General features: G+C 67.4%; 15 protein-coding genes. 7 read left to right on the top strand and 8 right to left on the bottom strand.

Going from position 1 to position 15,445, the window contains the following annotated elements; all coding sequences use genetic code 11:
- The first annotated feature begins 100 nt into the window (after nt 1-100).
- The 7 genes from LE197_RS11490 to rbsK all read left to right on the top strand — a co-directional run bounded on the left by LE197_RS11490 (nt 101) and on the right by rbsK (nt 8,803).
- The gene (locus LE197_RS11490) at nt 101-1,588 is read left to right on the top strand and encodes a RimK family protein (RefSeq protein ID WP_003088294.1); all 1,488 of its coding nucleotides are present in this window, start codon (nt 101-103) and stop codon (nt 1,586-1,588) included.
- A 135-nt stretch (nt 1,589-1,723) separates the two neighbouring features.
- The gene (locus LE197_RS11485; RefSeq protein WP_003111270.1) at nt 1,724-3,052 is read left to right on the top strand and encodes a sigma-54 dependent transcriptional regulator; all 1,329 of its coding nucleotides are present in this window, start codon (nt 1,724-1,726) and stop codon (nt 3,050-3,052) included.
- A 218-nt stretch (nt 3,053-3,270) separates the two neighbouring features.
- Nucleotides 3,271-4,230 (top strand): sugar ABC transporter substrate-binding protein, encoded by a 960-nt coding sequence (locus tag LE197_RS11480; protein ID WP_003088297.1) that lies wholly within the window; start codon nt 3,271-3,273, stop codon nt 4,228-4,230.
- 21 nt (nt 4,231-4,251) lie between these two features.
- Nucleotides 4,252-5,784, top strand: a complete 1,533-nt coding sequence (locus tag LE197_RS11475; RefSeq protein ID WP_023091390.1) for a sugar ABC transporter ATP-binding protein — start codon at nt 4,252-4,254, stop codon at nt 5,782-5,784.
- Between the two features lie 23 nt (nt 5,785-5,807).
- On the top strand, nt 5,808-6,806 hold the full coding sequence (locus tag LE197_RS11470; protein WP_196752423.1) for an ABC transporter permease: 999 nt from the start codon (nt 5,808-5,810) through the stop codon (nt 6,804-6,806).
- A 3-nt stretch (nt 6,807-6,809) separates the two neighbouring features.
- The gene (locus tag LE197_RS11465) at nt 6,810-7,823 is read left to right on the top strand and encodes a LacI family DNA-binding transcriptional regulator (protein ID WP_003119158.1); all 1,014 of its coding nucleotides are present in this window, start codon (nt 6,810-6,812) and stop codon (nt 7,821-7,823) included.
- A 53-nt stretch (nt 7,824-7,876) separates the two neighbouring features.
- The gene (gene rbsK, locus LE197_RS11460) at nt 7,877-8,803 is read left to right on the top strand and encodes a ribokinase (RefSeq protein WP_003450278.1); all 927 of its coding nucleotides are present in this window, start codon (nt 7,877-7,879) and stop codon (nt 8,801-8,803) included.
- 133 nt (nt 8,804-8,936) lie between these two features.
- Here the strand turns inward: rbsK and LE197_RS11455 are convergent, their stop codons facing one another.
- The 8 genes from LE197_RS11455 to pnuC all read right to left on the bottom strand — a co-directional run bounded on the left by LE197_RS11455 (nt 8,937) and on the right by pnuC (nt 15,306).
- Entirely contained in the window at nt 8,937-10,202 is a 1,266-nt protein-coding gene (locus LE197_RS11455) for a transporter (RefSeq protein WP_003088309.1), read from the bottom strand.
- Nucleotides 10,203-10,262: 60 nt separating this feature from the next.
- A complete protein-coding gene (locus tag LE197_RS11450) occupies nt 10,263-11,015 on the bottom strand; it encodes a hypothetical protein (protein ID WP_003144431.1) in 753 nt (250 codons plus the stop codon).
- 13 nt (nt 11,016-11,028) lie between these two features.
- On the bottom strand, nt 11,029-11,709 hold the full coding sequence (locus tag LE197_RS11445; RefSeq protein WP_003117395.1) for a C39 family peptidase: 681 nt from the start codon (nt 11,707-11,709) through the stop codon (nt 11,029-11,031).
- A gap of 61 nt (nt 11,710-11,770) precedes the next feature.
- Nucleotides 11,771-12,793 carry a hypothetical protein gene (locus tag LE197_RS11440; RefSeq protein WP_003121980.1) on the bottom strand — a complete coding sequence of 341 codons (1,023 nt, stop codon included), beginning with the start codon at nt 12,791-12,793 and terminating at the stop codon, nt 11,771-11,773.
- A 56-nt stretch (nt 12,794-12,849) separates the two neighbouring features.
- Complete coding sequence (locus tag LE197_RS11435) at nt 12,850-13,419, bottom strand: hypothetical protein (protein ID WP_003111321.1); 570 nt, start codon at nt 13,417-13,419, stop codon at nt 12,850-12,852.
- Nucleotides 13,416-13,904 (bottom strand): hypothetical protein, encoded by a 489-nt coding sequence (locus LE197_RS11430; RefSeq protein WP_009876312.1) that lies wholly within the window; start codon nt 13,902-13,904, stop codon nt 13,416-13,418. The genes LE197_RS11435 and LE197_RS11430 overlap by 4 nt, the downstream gene beginning before the upstream one ends.
- A gap of 302 nt (nt 13,905-14,206) precedes the next feature.
- A complete protein-coding gene (locus tag LE197_RS11425) occupies nt 14,207-14,734 on the bottom strand; it encodes an AAA family ATPase (RefSeq protein ID WP_003158870.1) in 528 nt (175 codons plus the stop codon).
- Entirely contained in the window at nt 14,731-15,306 is a 576-nt protein-coding gene (pnuC, locus tag LE197_RS11420; protein ID WP_003088324.1) for a nicotinamide riboside transporter PnuC, read from the bottom strand. Before pnuC ends, LE197_RS11425 begins: the two co-directional genes overlap by 4 nt.
- Between the last annotated feature and the right edge of the window lie 139 nt (nt 15,307-15,445).

Here is a 15,445-nt window from a genome sequence, read left to right as displayed (position 1 = left end):
CGGTTTCGCAAGGGATTCCCGCCGAGTATTGGCCGGGATGCGTGCGCCGGCAAGCCGGTTCCGAATGCGCCGTGGTTTCGCTGTCACCCCGGGAGGTGTCGTGAGCAAGCTGTTCATCATCGTGGAACGCAAGGAAGACTGGACGTCCTATTACCCCAGCGAGGATGTGGTCACCGCCCAGGAATACCTGGAACTGCCCATCGACGACGACACTGGCAAGCGGGTCCAGGTGATCAACCTGTGCCGGCACTACAAGTACCTGCGCCATGGCTACTACTGCTCGCTGCTCGCCGAGGCGCGCGGGCACAAGGTGATCCCCTCGGTGCGGACGATCAGCGAGCTGGCCAGGAAGTCGCTGTACAGCCTGGTCCTGGAAGATCTGGATCGCACCCTGGACAAGGCCCTGGCCGCGCACCCCTACGGCAGCACCGATGGTTTCACCCTGACCCTGTATTTCGGCCGTACCGACATCGAGCCGCTGCAGGACCTGGCGCGACAGTTGTTCGAGGCGTTTCCCTGCCCGTTGCTGCTGGTGGAGTTCAAGCGCAACCGCACCTGGCACATCGAGGGCATCAAGCCCGGCGCCATCCACAAGCTGCGCGAGGACCAGGAAGACCTCTTCGCCAACGCCCTGGACAGCTTCAGCCGGCAGATCTGGCGCAAGCCGCGTTCGCGCAAGCCGTTCCGCTACGACCTGGCGATCCTCCACGACCCCGGCGAGGCGTTCCCGCCCTCCGACGCCAAGGCGCTGAAGAACTTCGTGCGGGTCGGCCGCAGCCTCGGCATCGACGTCGACCTGATCGAGCGCAAGGACTATTCGCGGATCGCCGAGTACGACGCGCTGTTCATCCGCGAGACCACCAATGTCGCCGACCACACCTACCGTTTCGCCAAGAAGGCCGAGAGCGAAGGGTTGGTGGTGATGGACGACCCGGTGTCGATCCTGCGCTGCACCAACAAGGTGTACCTGGCCGATCTGCTGCGCAGCCACAAGCTGGGCATGCCGGCCACCGAGATTCTCTACAAGGAGAACCCGCAGGAACTGGAGAAGGTCGGCGAGCGCCTGGGCTTCCCGCTGGTGCTGAAGATTCCCGACGGCAGCTTCTCGCGCGGGGTGATCAAGGTGGAGGACCAGGAGCAGTTGCTGGCGGCCAGCGCCGAGCTGTTCGAGCGCTCGGTGCTGATCCTTGCCCAGGAGTTCTTCTATACCGAGTACGACTGGCGTATCGGCGTGCTCAACCGCAAGCCGATCTTCGCCTGCCAGTACTTTATGTCCAAGGGCCACTGGCAGATCTACGACCACAGCCCGGACGCCGAGGAGGTCAGCGGCGATTTCCGCACCATGCCCGTGCACGAGGCGCCGCGCAAGGTGGTGGAGCTGGCGGTGAAGACCGCCAACCTGATCGGCGACGGCCTCTACGGGGTAGACCTGAAGCAGGCCGGCGACAAGGTGGTGGTGATCGAGGTGAACGACAACCCGAACATCGACTGCGGGGTGGAGGATGTCTACCTCGGCGACGACCTCTACAAGCTGGTCCTGGAGGAGTTCGTCCGGCGCCTGGAAGTCAAGCGTCGCGGCTACGACTGATAAGACGATTTCGGCATTGGCGATATAAACAAAGATTCACTTTCGCGCGTCAAAAAATTGCTAGATTTTCCTTTCAGAGCGCCAACATGCCGTTTTTATGACGGTTCAAAGAATTGGCGCCGCAAAGGAGCACACATGTTAGATGCATCGAACCTCCGCCGTCTGCTGGTGGTGGACCCGTGCGACGATTGCCGGCGCCTGTTGCCGGGCCTTCGCGAGGCGGGTTGGGCAGTGGACAGCTGCGCGCTGGAAACGGCGCGCGAACGCGCTTGCGACGTCGGCCTGCTGCGCCTGCGGCCGTTCCACCTGGAGCGGCCGGAGACGGTGAAGGACCTGATCAGCCGCAGCGGCACCGAGTGGATCGCCGTGCTCAGCCCGGACACCTTGCCGCTGAATGGCGTCGGCGATTTCGTCTGCGAATGGTTCTTCGACTTCCATACCTTGCCGTTCGACATGGCGCGGGTGCAGGTGACCCTCGGCCGCGCCTTTGGCATGGCCCGCCTGCGCGGGCGCGGCACGGTGCCCGGCGATGCCGAGGGCGAGCACGAACTGCTCGGCGAGAGCCTGGCCGTACGCGACCTGCGCCGGCTGCTGGCGAAGCTGGCGCCGACCGACTCGCCGGTACTGATCCGTGGCGAGAGCGGCACCGGCAAGGAACTGGTCGCGCGTACCCTGCACCGGCAGTCGCGGCGCGCGGACAAGCCGTTCGTCGCGATCAACTGCGGGGCGATTCCCGAGCACCTGATCCAGTCCGAGCTGTTCGGCCACGAGAAGGGCGCCTTCACCGGCGCGCACCAGCGCAAGGTCGGACGGATCGAGGCGGCCGACGGCGGCACTCTGTTCCTCGACGAGATCGGCGACCTGCCGCTGGAGTTGCAGGCCAACCTGTTGCGCTTTCTCCAGGAACAGCAGATCGAGCGGGTCGGCGGTAACCGGCCGGTCGAGGTGGACGTGCGGGTGCTGGCGGCGACCCATGTCGACCTGGAGGCGGCGATCGACGCCGGGACCTTCCGCGAGGACCTCTACTACCGGCTCAACGTCCTGCAGGTCGGCACCGCGCCGTTGCGCGAACGGAGCGAGGACCTGCCGCTGCTGGCCAATCATTTCTCCCGGCTCTACAGCCTGGAGACCGGCCGCCGCCCGCGCCGCTTCAGCGAGGACGCGCTGGCGGCGATGGCGATGCACGCCTGGCCGGGCAACGTCCGCGAACTGGCCAACCGGGTGCGTCGCGGGTTGGTCCTGGCGGAGGGGCGGCAGATCGAGGCCCAGGACCTCGGCCTGGAATGCGCGCGCGGCGACGGCCCGCCGTTGTCCAGCCTGGAGGTCTACAAGCTCTGCGCCGAGCGCCAGGCGATGTGCGACGCGCTGGCCCGTTACGGCGACAACCTCAGCGTGGCCGCGCGGATGCTCGGGGTGTCGCGGCCGACCTTCTACCGCCTGTTGCACAAGCACCGGTTGCGCTGAGTGGGCGGCGGGAGATCTGCCGGCCAGGCAAAATATCCTGCGTTTCCCAGCCGTAGCGAACTAGAATCCAACCGATCCCGACCGGTTCGCGACAGTTGCTCGTGGCGATTGACAGAATCTGTCAGATCGACGCATATTCACCTAACGCAAACGTTTGCGTCTGGATAATCTCCTGGAAAAGCCACAATACAACGATAAGAAAAGCTGGAGGATACACCATGAAGCGGGTCGCTTCCCGGCGCCTGTTGGCTGCCGTTGTGCTGACTGCCTGTTCCTCGTTCCTGCCCCTGTCCGCCGTCCACGCGGAAACTCCCGAGAAGCCCAGGATCGCGCTGGTGATGAAGTCGCTGGCGAACGAGTTCTTCCTGACCATGGAGGACGGCGCCAAGGCCTACCAGAAGGAGCATGCCGACCGGTTCGAACTGGTTTCCAACGGCATCAAGGACGAGACCGATACCTCCAGCCAGATCCGCATCGTCGAGCAGATGATCGTGTCCGGGGTCGACGCACTGGTGATCGCGCCGGCCGATTCCAAGGCGCTGGTGCCGGTGGTGAAGAAAGCGCTGGACGCCGGCATCGTGGTGGTCAACATCGACAACCGCTTCGACCCGCAGGTGCTGCAGGCGAAGAAGATCGGCGTGCCCTTCGTCGGGCCCGACAACCGCAAGGGTGCGCGGCTGGTCGGCGAGTACCTGGCGAAGCGACTGAAGGCCGGCGACGAGGTCGGCATCATCGAAGGGGTCTCCACGACCACCAATGCTCAGCAGCGCACCGCCGGCTTCAGGGATGCGATGGACGCGGCGGGGATGAAGATCGTCTCCTTGCAGTCGGGCAACTGGGAAATCGAGAAGGGCAACGCGGTGGCTTCGGCGATGCTCAACGAGCATCCGGACCTCAAGGCGCTGCTCGCCGGCAACGACAGCATGGCCCTCGGCGCGGTATCGGCGGTGCGCGCGGCGGGCCGCGCCGGGCAGGTGAAGGTGGTCGGCTACGACAATATCCAGGCGATCAAGCCGATGCTCAAGGATGGCCGGGTGCTGGCCACTGCCGACCAGTTCGCCGCGAAGCAGGCGGTGTTCGGTATCCAGACCGCGCTCAAGCTGCTCGCCGGGCAAACCCCGGAACATGAGAAGGACGGCGTGGTCGAGACGCCTGTCGAGTTGGTGACTGCGCCCTGAGCCGTCCGATGGAGCCTTCCCATGTCTAGCGACGCATTGCCGCTGCTGAGCATCCGCGGGGTCGGCAAGACCTACGCGCAGCCGGTGCTGGCGGAGATCGACCTGCAACTGTTCGGCGGCGAGGTGCTGGCCCTGACCGGCGAGAACGGTGCCGGCAAGAGCACCTTGTCGAAGATCGTCGGCGGCCTGGAACGTCCCGGCGCCGGCAGCCTGGAGCTCCTCGGCCGGCCTTACGCCCCCGCTAGCCGCCGCGAGGCCGAGGCGCTGGGCGTGCGCATGGTGATGCAGGAACTGAACCTGCTGCCGACCCTGTCGGTGGCGGAGAACCTGTTCCTCCACGACCTGCCCCGGCGCGCCGGCTGGATCGACCGTCGGCGCCTGCGCGCGGCGGCCCGCGAGGCGATGGCCCAGGTCGGCCTGGAGGCGATCGATCCCGACACGCTGGTCGGCGACCTCGGCATCGGCCACCAGCAGATGGTCGAGATCGCCCGCAACCTGATCGGCGACTGCCGTTTGCTGATCCTCGACGAACCCACGGCGATGCTTACCGCGCGCGAAGTGGACATGCTCTTCGAGCAGGTCGAGCGGCTGCGCGAACGCGGCGTGGCGATCGTCTACATCTCCCATCGACTGGAGGAACTGGCGCGGATTTCGCAGCGCATCGCGGTGTTGCGCGATGGCCACCTGGTCTGCGTCGAGCCGATCGAGCGCTACGACGCCGACCAACTGGTGACCCTGATGGTCGGCCGCGAGCTGGGCGAGCGCTTCGACCTGGGTACACGGCAGATCGGCGCGCCGTTGCTGCGGGTGGAGCGGTTGAGCCGGCGCGGCAAGGTGCATGAGGTGTCGTTCGAGGTGCGCGCGGGGGAGATCTTCGGCATTTCCGGACTGATCGGCTCCGGGCGCACCGAATTGTTGCGCCTGATCTACGGCGCCGACCGCGCCGACGGTGGGCAGGTCCTGCTCGGCGATCCGCCGCAGCGCCTGAGCCTGCGTTCGCCGGCCGACTCGGTGCGCCAGGGGGTGGCGCTGATCACCGAGGACCGCAAGGGGGAGGGCCTGCTGCTGGACCAGTCGATCAGCGCCAACCTGGCCCTGGGCAACCTGCCGGCGCTGGCGCGCCACGGGGTGATCGACCGGCGCCGCGAGGAAGCCCTGGCGCGGCGTCAGGTGGAGGCGCTGCGGGTGCGCTGCGCGGACACCGCGCAGGCGGTGGGCGAACTGTCCGGCGGCAACCAGCAGAAGGTGGTGATCGGCCGCTGGCTGGAGCGCGACTGCCAGGTGCTGCTGTTCGACGAGCCGACCCGTGGCATCGATGTCGGCGCGAAGTTCGATATCTATGCCTTGCTCGCCGAGTTGACCCGCCGGGGCAAGGCGCTGGTGGTGGTGTCCAGCGACCTGCGCGAGCTGATGCTGATCTGCGATCGCATCGGCGTGCTCTCGGCGGGACGTATGGTGGACACCTTCGAGCGCGACGCCTGGACCCAGGACGCGCTGCTGGCGGCGGCCTTCGCCGGTTACAAGAAACGCGACGCGCTGCTGGCGACGTCGTGAACACGCAACGCAAGGAACCAGAAATGAGCGACCCGACGTCTTCCGCTACCGCCGCCGCAGCGCCAACCCTGCGACGCGGCAACTATTTCGGCCTGGGCACCTACCTCGGCCTGGCCGGCGCGCTGCTGGCGATGATCGCGCTGTTCTCGGCGCTGAGCAGCCACTTCCTCAGCTATGGCACCTTCCTCGCCATCGCCAACCAGATCCCCGACCTGGTGGTGCTGGCGGTGGGCATGACCTTCATTCTGATCGTCGGCGGCATCGATCTCTCGGTAGGTTCGGTGCTGGCCCTGGCGGCCTCGGCGGTAAGCCTGGCGACGCTCGGCTGGGGCTGGGGCGTGCTGCCGGCGGCAATGCTCGGGATGGCCTGCGCGACCCTGGCCGGCTGCGTCACCGGTTCGATCACGGTGGCCTGGCGGATTCCCTCGTTCATCGTGTCCCTCGGGGTGCTGGAGATGGCCCGTGGGCTGGCCTACCAGATGACCGACTCGCGCACGGCCTATATCGGCGACGCCTATGCCTGGCTGTCCAATCCGCTGGCGTTCGGCATCTCGCCGGCCTTCGTGATCGCCCTGCTGGTGATGTTCGCCGCCCAGGCGGTGCTCACCCGCACGGTGTTCGGCCGCTACCTGATCGGCATCGGCACTAACGAAGAAGCGGTGCGATTGGCCGGTGTGAACCCGAAACCCTATAAGATTGCAGTATTCGCCCTGATGGGGCTGCTCGCCGGGTTGGCCGCGCTGTTCCAGATCTCGCGTCTGGAAGCGGCCGATCCCAACGCCGGGGTCGGCCTGGAACTCCAGGTCATCGCCGCGGTGGTGATCGGCGGCACCAGCCTGATGGGCGGGCGAGGTTCGGTGGTCATCACCTTCTTCGGCGTGCTGATCATTTCCGTATTGGCGGCGGGGCTGGCGCAGATCGGTGCGTCGGAGCCGACCAAACGAATCATTACCGGGGCGGTGATCGTGGTAGCGGTGGTGCTGGATACCTACCGCAGCCATCGCGCCCGCAGACAGGGCTGAACGATGGCGACAATGAAGGACGTGGCGGCGATGGCGGGGGTTTCCTTCACCACCGTATCGCATGTGGTGAACAGGACGCGGCCGGTCAGCGACGCGGTGCGCAAGAAGGTCGAGGACGCCATCGCGCAGCTGCACTACGTGCCCAGCGCGGTGGCGCGCTCGCTGAAGGTGCGCACCACCTCGATCATCGGCCTGCTGGTGCCGAACAGTACCAACCCGTATTTCGCCGAGCTGTCGCGCGGCATCGAGGATTGCTGCGAGCGCAACGGCTACTGCGTGATCCTCTGCAACTCCGACGACAACCCGCAGAAGCAGGCCAACTACCTGCGCGTGCTCCAGGAGAAACGCATCGACGGCCTGGTCCTGGCGTCCGCCGGCGGCGACGGCGCGCTGGCCAAGGGACTGGCGAACATGCGCACGCCGACCGTGATCGTCGACCGCGAGGTGGAAGGCGTGGAAGCCGACCGGGTGCAGATCGACCATGAGATGGGCGCCTACCTGGCGACCCGCCACCTGCTCGAACTGGGCCATCGCGACATCGCCTGCATCGGCGGGCCGCTGTCGACCAAGGTCTCGACGCTGCGGGTCGAGGGCTACCGGCGGGCGATGGCCAAGGCCGGCCTGGAGGTGCGCCCGCAGTGGCTGCTGGAAAGCGAGTTCAGCAGCCCCGGCGGCTACCACGCGGCGCTCGGCCTGCTGGGCGGCGAGGGCGAGCGACCGACGGCGATCGTCGCCGGCAACGACATGATCGGCATCGGCGTGCTGCGCGCCGCGGCCGAGCTGAATATCAGGGTGCCGCACGAACTGTCGGTGATCGGCTTCGACGATATCGAGCTGAGCCGCTTCGTGTTTCCCGCCTTGACCACCGTGGGCCAGTCGATCCGCCTGCTTGGCGAGATCGCTGCGCAATTGCTGCTGCAACGCATCGCCGAGCGCGAGGAGCCGATGCAGCGGCGGGTGGTGGCGCCGGCGCTGGTCCTGCGCGAATCCACCGCGCCGCCGCTGGTGCGGGTCTGAACCGGGCGCCGGGGGCGCCCTCGCTAGAGAGAGGCTGGAACAAGGACGCAACGATGCAAGCGAAAGTACTGGTGGTGGGCAGCCTGAACATGGACCTGGTGGTGCGCGCGCCGCGCCTGCCACGGGGCGGCGAGACCCTCGCCGGGCAGTCCTTCATCACCGTTCCCGGCGGCAAGGGAGCCAACCAGGCGGTCGCCGCGGCGCGTCTCGGCGCGGAGGTGGCGATGATCGGCTGCCTTGGCGACGATGCCTACGGCGACCAGTTGTACCGTGCGCTACAGGCCGAGGGCATCGACTGCCAGGGCGTCGAGCGGGTGGCCGGGGAGTCCAGCGGAGTGGCGCTGATCGTGGTCGACGACAGCAGCCAGAACGCCATCGTCATCGTCGCCGGCGGCAACGGCCACCTGTCGCCGGCCGTGCTGGCACGCCACGAACACTTGCTGGAGCAGGCGCAGGTGGTGGTCTGCCAGCTGGAAAGCCCGCTGGAGACGGTTGGCCATGTGCTGCGCCGGGCCCATGCGCTGGGCAAGACGGTGATCCTCAACCCGGCGCCGGCCACCCGCGACGTGCCGGCGGAGTGGCTGCCGCTGGTGGACTATCTGGTCCCCAACGAGACCGAAAGCGAACTGCTCTGCCGCCTGCCGGTGGACTCCCTGGAGAGCGCCGGGCGTGCCGCCGAGCGCCTGCGCGAAATGGGCGCCGGCAGGGTGATCGTCACCCTCGGCGCACAGGGCGCCCTGCTGGTGGGCGAGGGGCGGGTCGAGCATTTCCCGGTGGCGCGGGTCAAGGCGCTGGATACCACGGCGGCCGGGGACACCTTCGTCGGCGGCTTCGCCGCGGCCCTTGCGCGCGGCCTCGACGAGGCGGCGGCGATCCGCTTCGGCCAGGCCGCCGCGGCGATCTCGGTGACCCGCCTCGGCGCGCAGACCTCGATCCCCTCGCGCGAGGAAGTCGAGCGGGCGCTCGCTGGCGAGGCTTGAGAAGGACGGTGCCGTTGCTACCGGCGGATAACGCCTGCGGCGTTATCCGCCCTGCGCAGCTAGGCGAGGACCGCTCCCAGGCTCACGCATCCCTTCGAGGGGTAAGGCATGCCCAGGCTCGAACGGTGGCCCCTCAGAAGTAGTAGGGGAATTTCACGCCGAAGGTGAAGTCCGGCGCGTCCGGAGTGATGCCGATGGACAGGCTGGGCACGATGCTGAACCTGTTGCTCACCGCATAGGTCATGCCCAGGCCGAAGTAGCCGGCGTTGGCGTCGCTGCCGCTGACGGTCTGCCAGCTCTGGCCGTCCTGCTTGACCTTGCTCTTCTGGCTGATCAGTTCGGAGAAGGAGAACGACATGCTCATCTTCTCGTTCAGCGCGAAGGCCACGCCGACGCCGAGTTGGAACCAGTTGCCGAGCTTGACCTTGCCGCCGGTCTTCACGCCTTGCTGCGGGTTGATGTCGTCGAACGACTCTTCGAAGTTGTAGGTATACGACAGGCTGCCGAACAGCACCGCCGGGTCCACCGTCTTCACCAGCGAGATGCCCGGGGTGATCGACCAGACGCCGTTGCCGGTGGGCAGGTCGTCGGGCACGTTGAGGTTGTTGTTGCCCGGTACCTGCTTCAGCTTGATGCCGTAGGGATCCTTGCCGGTGGGCGCCTTGACCCGCAGGCTGACCACCGCGTCCGGGGTGCTCTCGCTTTCGTCGAGGAACTTGTAGGCGACGCCGAAGCTGACGTCGCCCAGGCGTGGGTCGCCGGTCACCGATTTCTCGGTGATCTGCGAGGTCGAGCCGCCGGCGCCGGCGGACTGGTAGGTCGATTCGCGATAGACCACCGGGGCGTTGATATCCACCTGCCAGCGCTGGTTCCAGTTGTAGCGGCCGGTCAGGTCGAGGGTCCAGATGTCGGCATCGATCTGGTCCACGCCGATGTTGCCGAGGAAGATCGAGTCCAGCGCCAGGAAGCCGTTGAGGAACAACTGGCGGGTGTCGTAGTGGCTGTAGGTGAGGCCGGTCTCCAGGCTGAAGGTGCCGCCGCCGAAGAAGCCGCTGGCGTCCTGGTAGATGTTTTCCACGCTGGGCGCGGGCGCGCCATCGTCCTTGAGGCTGGCGCCGTAGGTGCCGGCGACCGCGTTGGCGTCGTTGCGCGCCTGCGCCGGCGGCTGGATCGACTTGACCAGGCGTTGCGGCTGCGGCGCCTGGGGTTGCGCCTCGACCTGGCGCACGCGCTGTTCGAGGACCATCAGGGCGTTCTGCTGGGCCTCGTAGCGTTGGCGCAGCTCCAGGAGTTCCTTCTTCAGCGCCTCGACCTCGGACTCCGTCGCGGCCTGCGCCAGGAACGGGGAAACCAGGGTGGTGGCGCAGAGGACAGCTCGCAGCGAGAGTGTCTGGGTCATGTTTGCCGTTCCGTTTTTATGGCCTTCCGATAGCACAGTGATTTCAGACTAGATCAACTTTCAGTAGCCGCTGGGGCGCAGCGCGCGCAATTGCTCCCAGGCGCAATTCAGTGCCGGATCGGCGCCCGGCCGGTCCTTGAGCATCACCTCGAGCGCCGCCAGGTTCTGCACCAGGTTGCGGTTTCCGCTGAGCGCCACGCTCTGCACCAGGCCGCCGGCGCCGAGGCTTTGCAGGCTGGCGCCCTGGCCGCTGGCCTGGATCGCCAGTTGCAGGGCGCCGCCGTTCGGCGTGACCTTCACCGTGCCGGCCTCGCCGCTGAGGGCGAGCGCACCTTCCAGCGGCGTGCCGCCCGGCAGTGGCGGCGGCGCGTCGCCGTGGCGGACCTCGATGCTGACGCCATTGCTGGCGCTGTTGTGGTCGCCGGCGGTGCGGATGCTCTGGCTGACCCCTTGGGTCTGTGCCAGTCCGGCGCCGCCGAGGACCTGGCCGTTGCCGGCGGCGGGTGGTGGGGCGTCGCCTGGCCGATCGACCAGGGTGACGTTGAGGACCGGGCGCGCCAGGTTCTGCCGCACCTGCAGGTCGACGCGCGCGCCGAGGACCTGGCCGCTGGCGTTCTGCCAGGTGCTGCTCATGGTCACTCCGAAGCTGACGATCCGCCCCGGCAGCACATAGCGCCCGCGCAGATGGGAAAGCTCCTGGTCGCTCAGTTCGGCGGGGGCGAACAGGTCGCTGGCGGGGGCGGGCAGCGCAGCGCCGAGGCAGCAGGCGAGGACGAAGCAGTGGTGCGTGTACATGGCGTGCTCCCGGAGCATCCGGCTCCTGCGATCAGAAGAAATCGCTCTGGATGAAGCCGAATTCCATCAGTTCGGCGTCCCTGACCGGTTTGAAGCGGTCCAGGCGATTGCGCGCGGTCAGCGGCTCGGGCGGCGTCAGCAGCGGATTGCCGCGGTCGTATCCCTGGCCGATCACGGCGAAGACGATGCCGTTCCAGCCCTTGGCGAACTCTGTCAGCGCGTAGCGTTTGTGCCCCAGCGCCGGGTCACCCACGTACACGTACTCGCCCTGGGTGCGTTGCAGGACGACGAAGTGCTTGTAGCCGCGGATTTCCATCAGCACGATGGCGGGGATCTTCAGTTGCTCCAGTTGCGCCGCCTCGATCCGGTAGCCGCGCGCGCGCATGCCCATGGATTCGACGTAGCGCTTCATGTCGAGCATGGAGAAGCCCTGGGTGCGGACGATCTCCGGGTCGGCGTGGGCGAGCATGCCCTGGATCACCGCCTGCTCGTCGAGCGGGGCGCCGTAGGCCTTCTCCAGGATGGTCGCGAGGGCCGCGGCGCCGCAGCTGAAATCGGTCTTCTGCTCGACCAGGTCGGCGAAGCGCCGCTCGCGGATGCTCTGCACCTGCTTGTAGACCAGGCCGCCGCCGGGCAGGGCGGGAAAGCCGAGGGTCGCCGCCTGGGCGGTGAGGTCGACGAGCAGCAGCAGGGAAAGGATGAGCGTGCGCATGGCCGGTTCCTGTGTCGGATGGAAAAGGGTTCCGGCTGGCGCCGGAACCCCTGGGCCAGGATCAGAAGCCAAGGCTCTCGCCACCGGCCGGGCAGCTGCTGCAACCGGCGGCGATGGACAGGGAGTTGCTCTGCTGGTTGCCGCCACCGGCGGCGATGTTCACCCCGACGTTGCCCGAGACGTTCTGCAACGAGTTGCTCAGGCTGGCGTTGTTGGTGACCGGGGTCTTGAAGCCGACGATCGCCGGGATGAAGCCGGACACCGTGCCTTTCAGGTCGACGTCGCCCTTTTCCTTGAAGGCGAACGCGCCGCCGTCGTGGTTCAGGTCCTTGGCGCCCTGGGCCTGGCTGTCCACGTCGATGTGGCCGGTATTGCTGCCGCCCGGATGGGTCTGGCCTTCCCAGGTGTCGAGGTAGACGTCGCCGATCTGGTCGGAGGTGCCCTTGTAGCTGCCGTCGGCGTTCAGCTTCAGCGACACGTAGGTGCCGCCATAGGCGTAGTTGGCGCTGTTGACGGTGGTGTTGCCGGTGGAGGTCTGCGACGCGGCGCTACCGGCAGTGCTGTACTGGCCGTTGGAGACGGCGGCGGCCAGGTCGTTCTTCTGCTGGTTGAAGTTGCCGGCGGCGACGTTCACGCCCAGGTTGCCCGAGACGTTGTTGGCCGAGTTGCTCAGCGATGCGGTGTTGGGGTTGGAGTAGTTGTTCAGCGTATTGCCGTAGCCGCTCTGCAGCACGCTGGTGCTGGCGGTCGCGGTGCCGAACACGAAGCTGGCGTCGGCGCTGGCCAGCGCGGCGGCGTTGGCCTGCTGGTTGTTGTCGCCGGCGGCGACGTTGACCCCGACGTTGCCCGAGGCATCCTTGATCGAGCCGCTCACCGAGGCATTGTTCACCGTGCCGAAGTTGCTGACCTTGTTGTTGTAGTTCTGCTGCGTATCCACCACCAGGGCCGTGGCTCCGCCCTTGTTGTTCGACTGCGGGTTGGGTTTCGGCGGGTGCCAGCCACCTTCGTTTCCGGCGTAGGCCGATACCGACAGCACTGCAGCCATTGCCAGGGCCAGCGGGGTCAGGACCATAGTCGCTTTCATGGCGTTTCTCCTTGCATTTCTGTGCTTAGTGTTGGGCTTGTGTTGGCTTGGCAGAGTCATTCCATGACCCTGACGCTGAGGGTGTTCATCGACTGATTGCCCACCCCAGCGCTCTGGTTCACCTGCACCACGCCGCTGCTCCCGGCGAAGGCGCGATCGTCCGTCGAGACGCTGCGTCCTCCCGGGACCGGAGTGGCCGAACCGGAGACTTTGGTCAGCGCCACGCTTTGCGCGAGAACGCTGTCATCCAGGCTTTCCGGGCCGTTGCTGACGCTCAGCCGGAAGGCGTTGATCTGTTGGTTGCCGAGGCCGGCGCCCTGGTTGACGCCGAGGATGCCGCTGCCGCGTAGCGCCGCCCCCGAGATGCTGGCGCTGGCCGCGATCGGCTGGCTGGCGTCGAGTTGCAGATGCTGGCGCTGGTCGCTGCCGACGAGGGCCGCGGAGCCGACCGCGACGACACGAACGTTGCTCTGTTGCTGGGCGTCGCCGGCGGCCTGGTTGAGGGCGAAGTTGCCGCGGTAGGTGCCGCTGGCATCGATGCTGGCGCGATTGCGTGAGGCCAGCGGGTCGGCCTGGAGCGACGCGATACAGGCGAAGGCGAGGAGGAGGGCGGACAGGCGCTTCATTGTCCACCCCCGAGCATCTGCAGCGGCGCCAGGCCCTGCTTGAGGCTGCCGTTGATCTGCCCGGCGAGGCCGGCGCCGGCGCCGCCTCCCGCGCCGTGGGTGGTGCCGACGTTACCGACGGCCTGGACTGTCGCCGGGTTCGCCGGCTGGTTGGCGAAACCCGGCAGGGCGCCACCGGGGAGAATCATGCTGCGAATCCCGGAACCGCTGGTCACGATGGCGAAGTCGGCATCGCCCAGTTCGCGGCTCACGGTATTGCCGCTGGCCGCCCCGTTGGCGAGGGCGTTGACCTCGGCGGAGACGTTGGTGTCGACGACGGTGGGATGTGGGTCGGGCACCATGCTCGGACGGTAGGCGACCCGTGGCTGGACCTGGCGCTGGACGACGATCGTACCGTCCGCCGCATGCGCGGGGAGGCTCACCGGCACGGAGCCGACGATGACCAGCAGCGCTGGAACGACGATGCGTAGCGAACTCCCCGACATGATGGCGCTTCCTTCGTTGGCGCTGAGCCCTAATCAGCGTTGGCAGGGAGCGAGCATGGGGCGTGCCGGTTTTGCGTTTTCCTTGTCCATCAAGGGCTTGGAGGTGAGCGCCGGGGGAACCTGGCGGACAGTGTTGCATCCGTGCAACAGCAGGCCCGCCAACCAGGGGGCGAAGCCTGCCGGGGACGCGCCTGGAGCTGTTTCAGCGCCGAGACAGCTTTCCGCGGCGCCGTCGCGAAACGCTCTGCGCCAAGGCCCGGACCGCGCTGGCGGTGTATCGGCGGCGTGACAGGGCCGGCCCGTCAGCCGTCCCGGAGCAGCCCTTGCACTGCGGCGAAAGCCTGGCGCCGGCGCTCGGCCCAGTCGCCGGCGATGGCGCGGTAGGGCTGCCGATGGCGCTCCAGCCAGGCTTGGCATTCGCGGTGGAAGGCCTGGCGCTGCGCCAGTTCCGGCTGGCAGCGCTGGCCGTCGGCGCTCCAGGCTACGCCTTCCGGCGAGAGCAGCAGGTGCAGGTCGTAGCGCCGCCGCAGCAGGGCGGGTTCGAGCCAGTCCGGACAGTCGCCGAAGAGAATCCGGCTCCAGAGGATGTTGCTCAGCAGGTGGGTATCGAGGATCAGCAGCGCCGGCCGTTCTGCGCGAGCGGCGTCCTCCCAGGCCAGTTGCCCGCGGGCGATGGCGGGGATGTCGGCGTAGCAGGTGTCGCGGCGCTGTTCGTCGATGAAGTGGCGGACGTACTCGCCGACCACCCGGCCGCCGAAGCGGGCCTGGAGCTGCTCCGCAAGCCAGCTCTTGCCGCTGGATTCGGGCCCGGTGAGTACCAGCACCTTCATGCGGCGACGCCCTCGCGCAATGCCGGGTCGCGGCGCCAGGTCCGCCAGCCGTGGATCGCCAGCAGGGTGAAGAGGGCGTAGAGGGCGGCGGTCAGGTACAGCGCCTTGCTGGCGAAGAGCGCCACGAACAGCACGTCCACGGCGATCCACAGGGCCCAGCATTCCAGGCGCTTCTGCGCCATCCAGCATTGCGCCACCAGGCTGAAGGCGGTCAATCCGGCGTCCCACCAGGGACTGGCGGCATCGGTGTGGTTGGCCATCAGGTAACCGAGCGCGACGCTGCCGACCAGGCCCGCACCGAGCCCGTAGAGGCGCTGCGCGGCGTTCAGGCGGCTCACCGAGCGGCCGTCGTGGTCCTGCCCGCCGCGGGTCCACTGCCACCAGCCATAGAGCTGTAGCGCCGCGTAGACCATTTGCAGGAGCATGTCCGAATAAAGCTTCACCTCGAAGAATATCCAGGCGTAGAGCGCCACCATCACCAGTCCGATGGGCCAGCACCAGGGATTCTGGCGGACGGTCAGGTAGACGGCGATGGCGCCGAGCGAAGCGGCGAAGAGTTCAAGGGGTGACACGGAAGGCCCTCATGCGACGAGGACGCATTGTAGCGAATGTATCCGGCGCTTCGCGAAGACCAGGGCGGAGGGGACGGGCGCGGACAGATTTGTTCAGACGCCGGCTGGCAAGAATTCCAAGATTCCTGGCCGGCCGCTC

Origin of the sequence: Pseudomonas sp. PS1(2021) (genome assembly GCF_020405165.1) — a bacterium.
GTDB classification, from domain to species: Bacteria; Pseudomonadota; Gammaproteobacteria; order Pseudomonadales; family Pseudomonadaceae; genus Pseudomonas; species Pseudomonas aeruginosa.
This window is presented reverse-complemented; position numbering and strand designations above follow the sequence as displayed.

Coding starts and splice junctions, on each gene's coding strand:
- LE197_RS11465 (WP_003119158.1), top strand. CDS start 6,810: ATGGCGACAATGAAGGACGTGGCGGCGATGGCGGGGGTTTCCTTCACC.
- LE197_RS11475 (WP_023091390.1), top strand. CDS start 4,252: ATGTCTAGCGACGCATTGCCGCTGCTGAGCATCCGCGGGGTCGGCAAG.
- LE197_RS11480 (WP_003088297.1), top strand. CDS start 3,271: ATGAAGCGGGTCGCTTCCCGGCGCCTGTTGGCTGCCGTTGTGCTGACT.
- LE197_RS11435 (WP_003111321.1), bottom strand. CDS start 13,419: ATGAAGCGCCTGTCCGCCCTCCTCCTCGCCTTCGCCTGTATCGCGTCG.
- LE197_RS11440 (WP_003121980.1), bottom strand. CDS start 12,793: ATGAAAGCGACTATGGTCCTGACCCCGCTGGCCCTGGCAATGGCTGCA.
- LE197_RS11450 (WP_003144431.1), bottom strand. CDS start 11,015: ATGCTCCGGGAGCACGCCATGTACACGCACCACTGCTTCGTCCTCGCC.
- LE197_RS11430 (WP_009876312.1), bottom strand. CDS start 13,904: ATGTCGGGGAGTTCGCTACGCATCGTCGTTCCAGCGCTGCTGGTCATC.
- LE197_RS11470 (WP_196752423.1), top strand. CDS start 5,808: ATGAGCGACCCGACGTCTTCCGCTACCGCCGCCGCAGCGCCAACCCTG.
- LE197_RS11455 (WP_003088309.1), bottom strand. CDS start 10,202: ATGACCCAGACACTCTCGCTGCGAGCTGTCCTCTGCGCCACCACCCTG.
- LE197_RS11445 (WP_003117395.1), bottom strand. CDS start 11,709: ATGCGCACGCTCATCCTTTCCCTGCTGCTGCTCGTCGACCTCACCGCC.
- LE197_RS11425 (WP_003158870.1), bottom strand. CDS start 14,734: ATGAAGGTGCTGGTACTCACCGGGCCCGAATCCAGCGGCAAGAGCTGG.
- LE197_RS11485 (WP_003111270.1), top strand. CDS start 1,724: ATGTTAGATGCATCGAACCTCCGCCGTCTGCTGGTGGTGGACCCGTGC.
- rbsK (WP_003450278.1), top strand. CDS start 7,877: ATGCAAGCGAAAGTACTGGTGGTGGGCAGCCTGAACATGGACCTGGTG.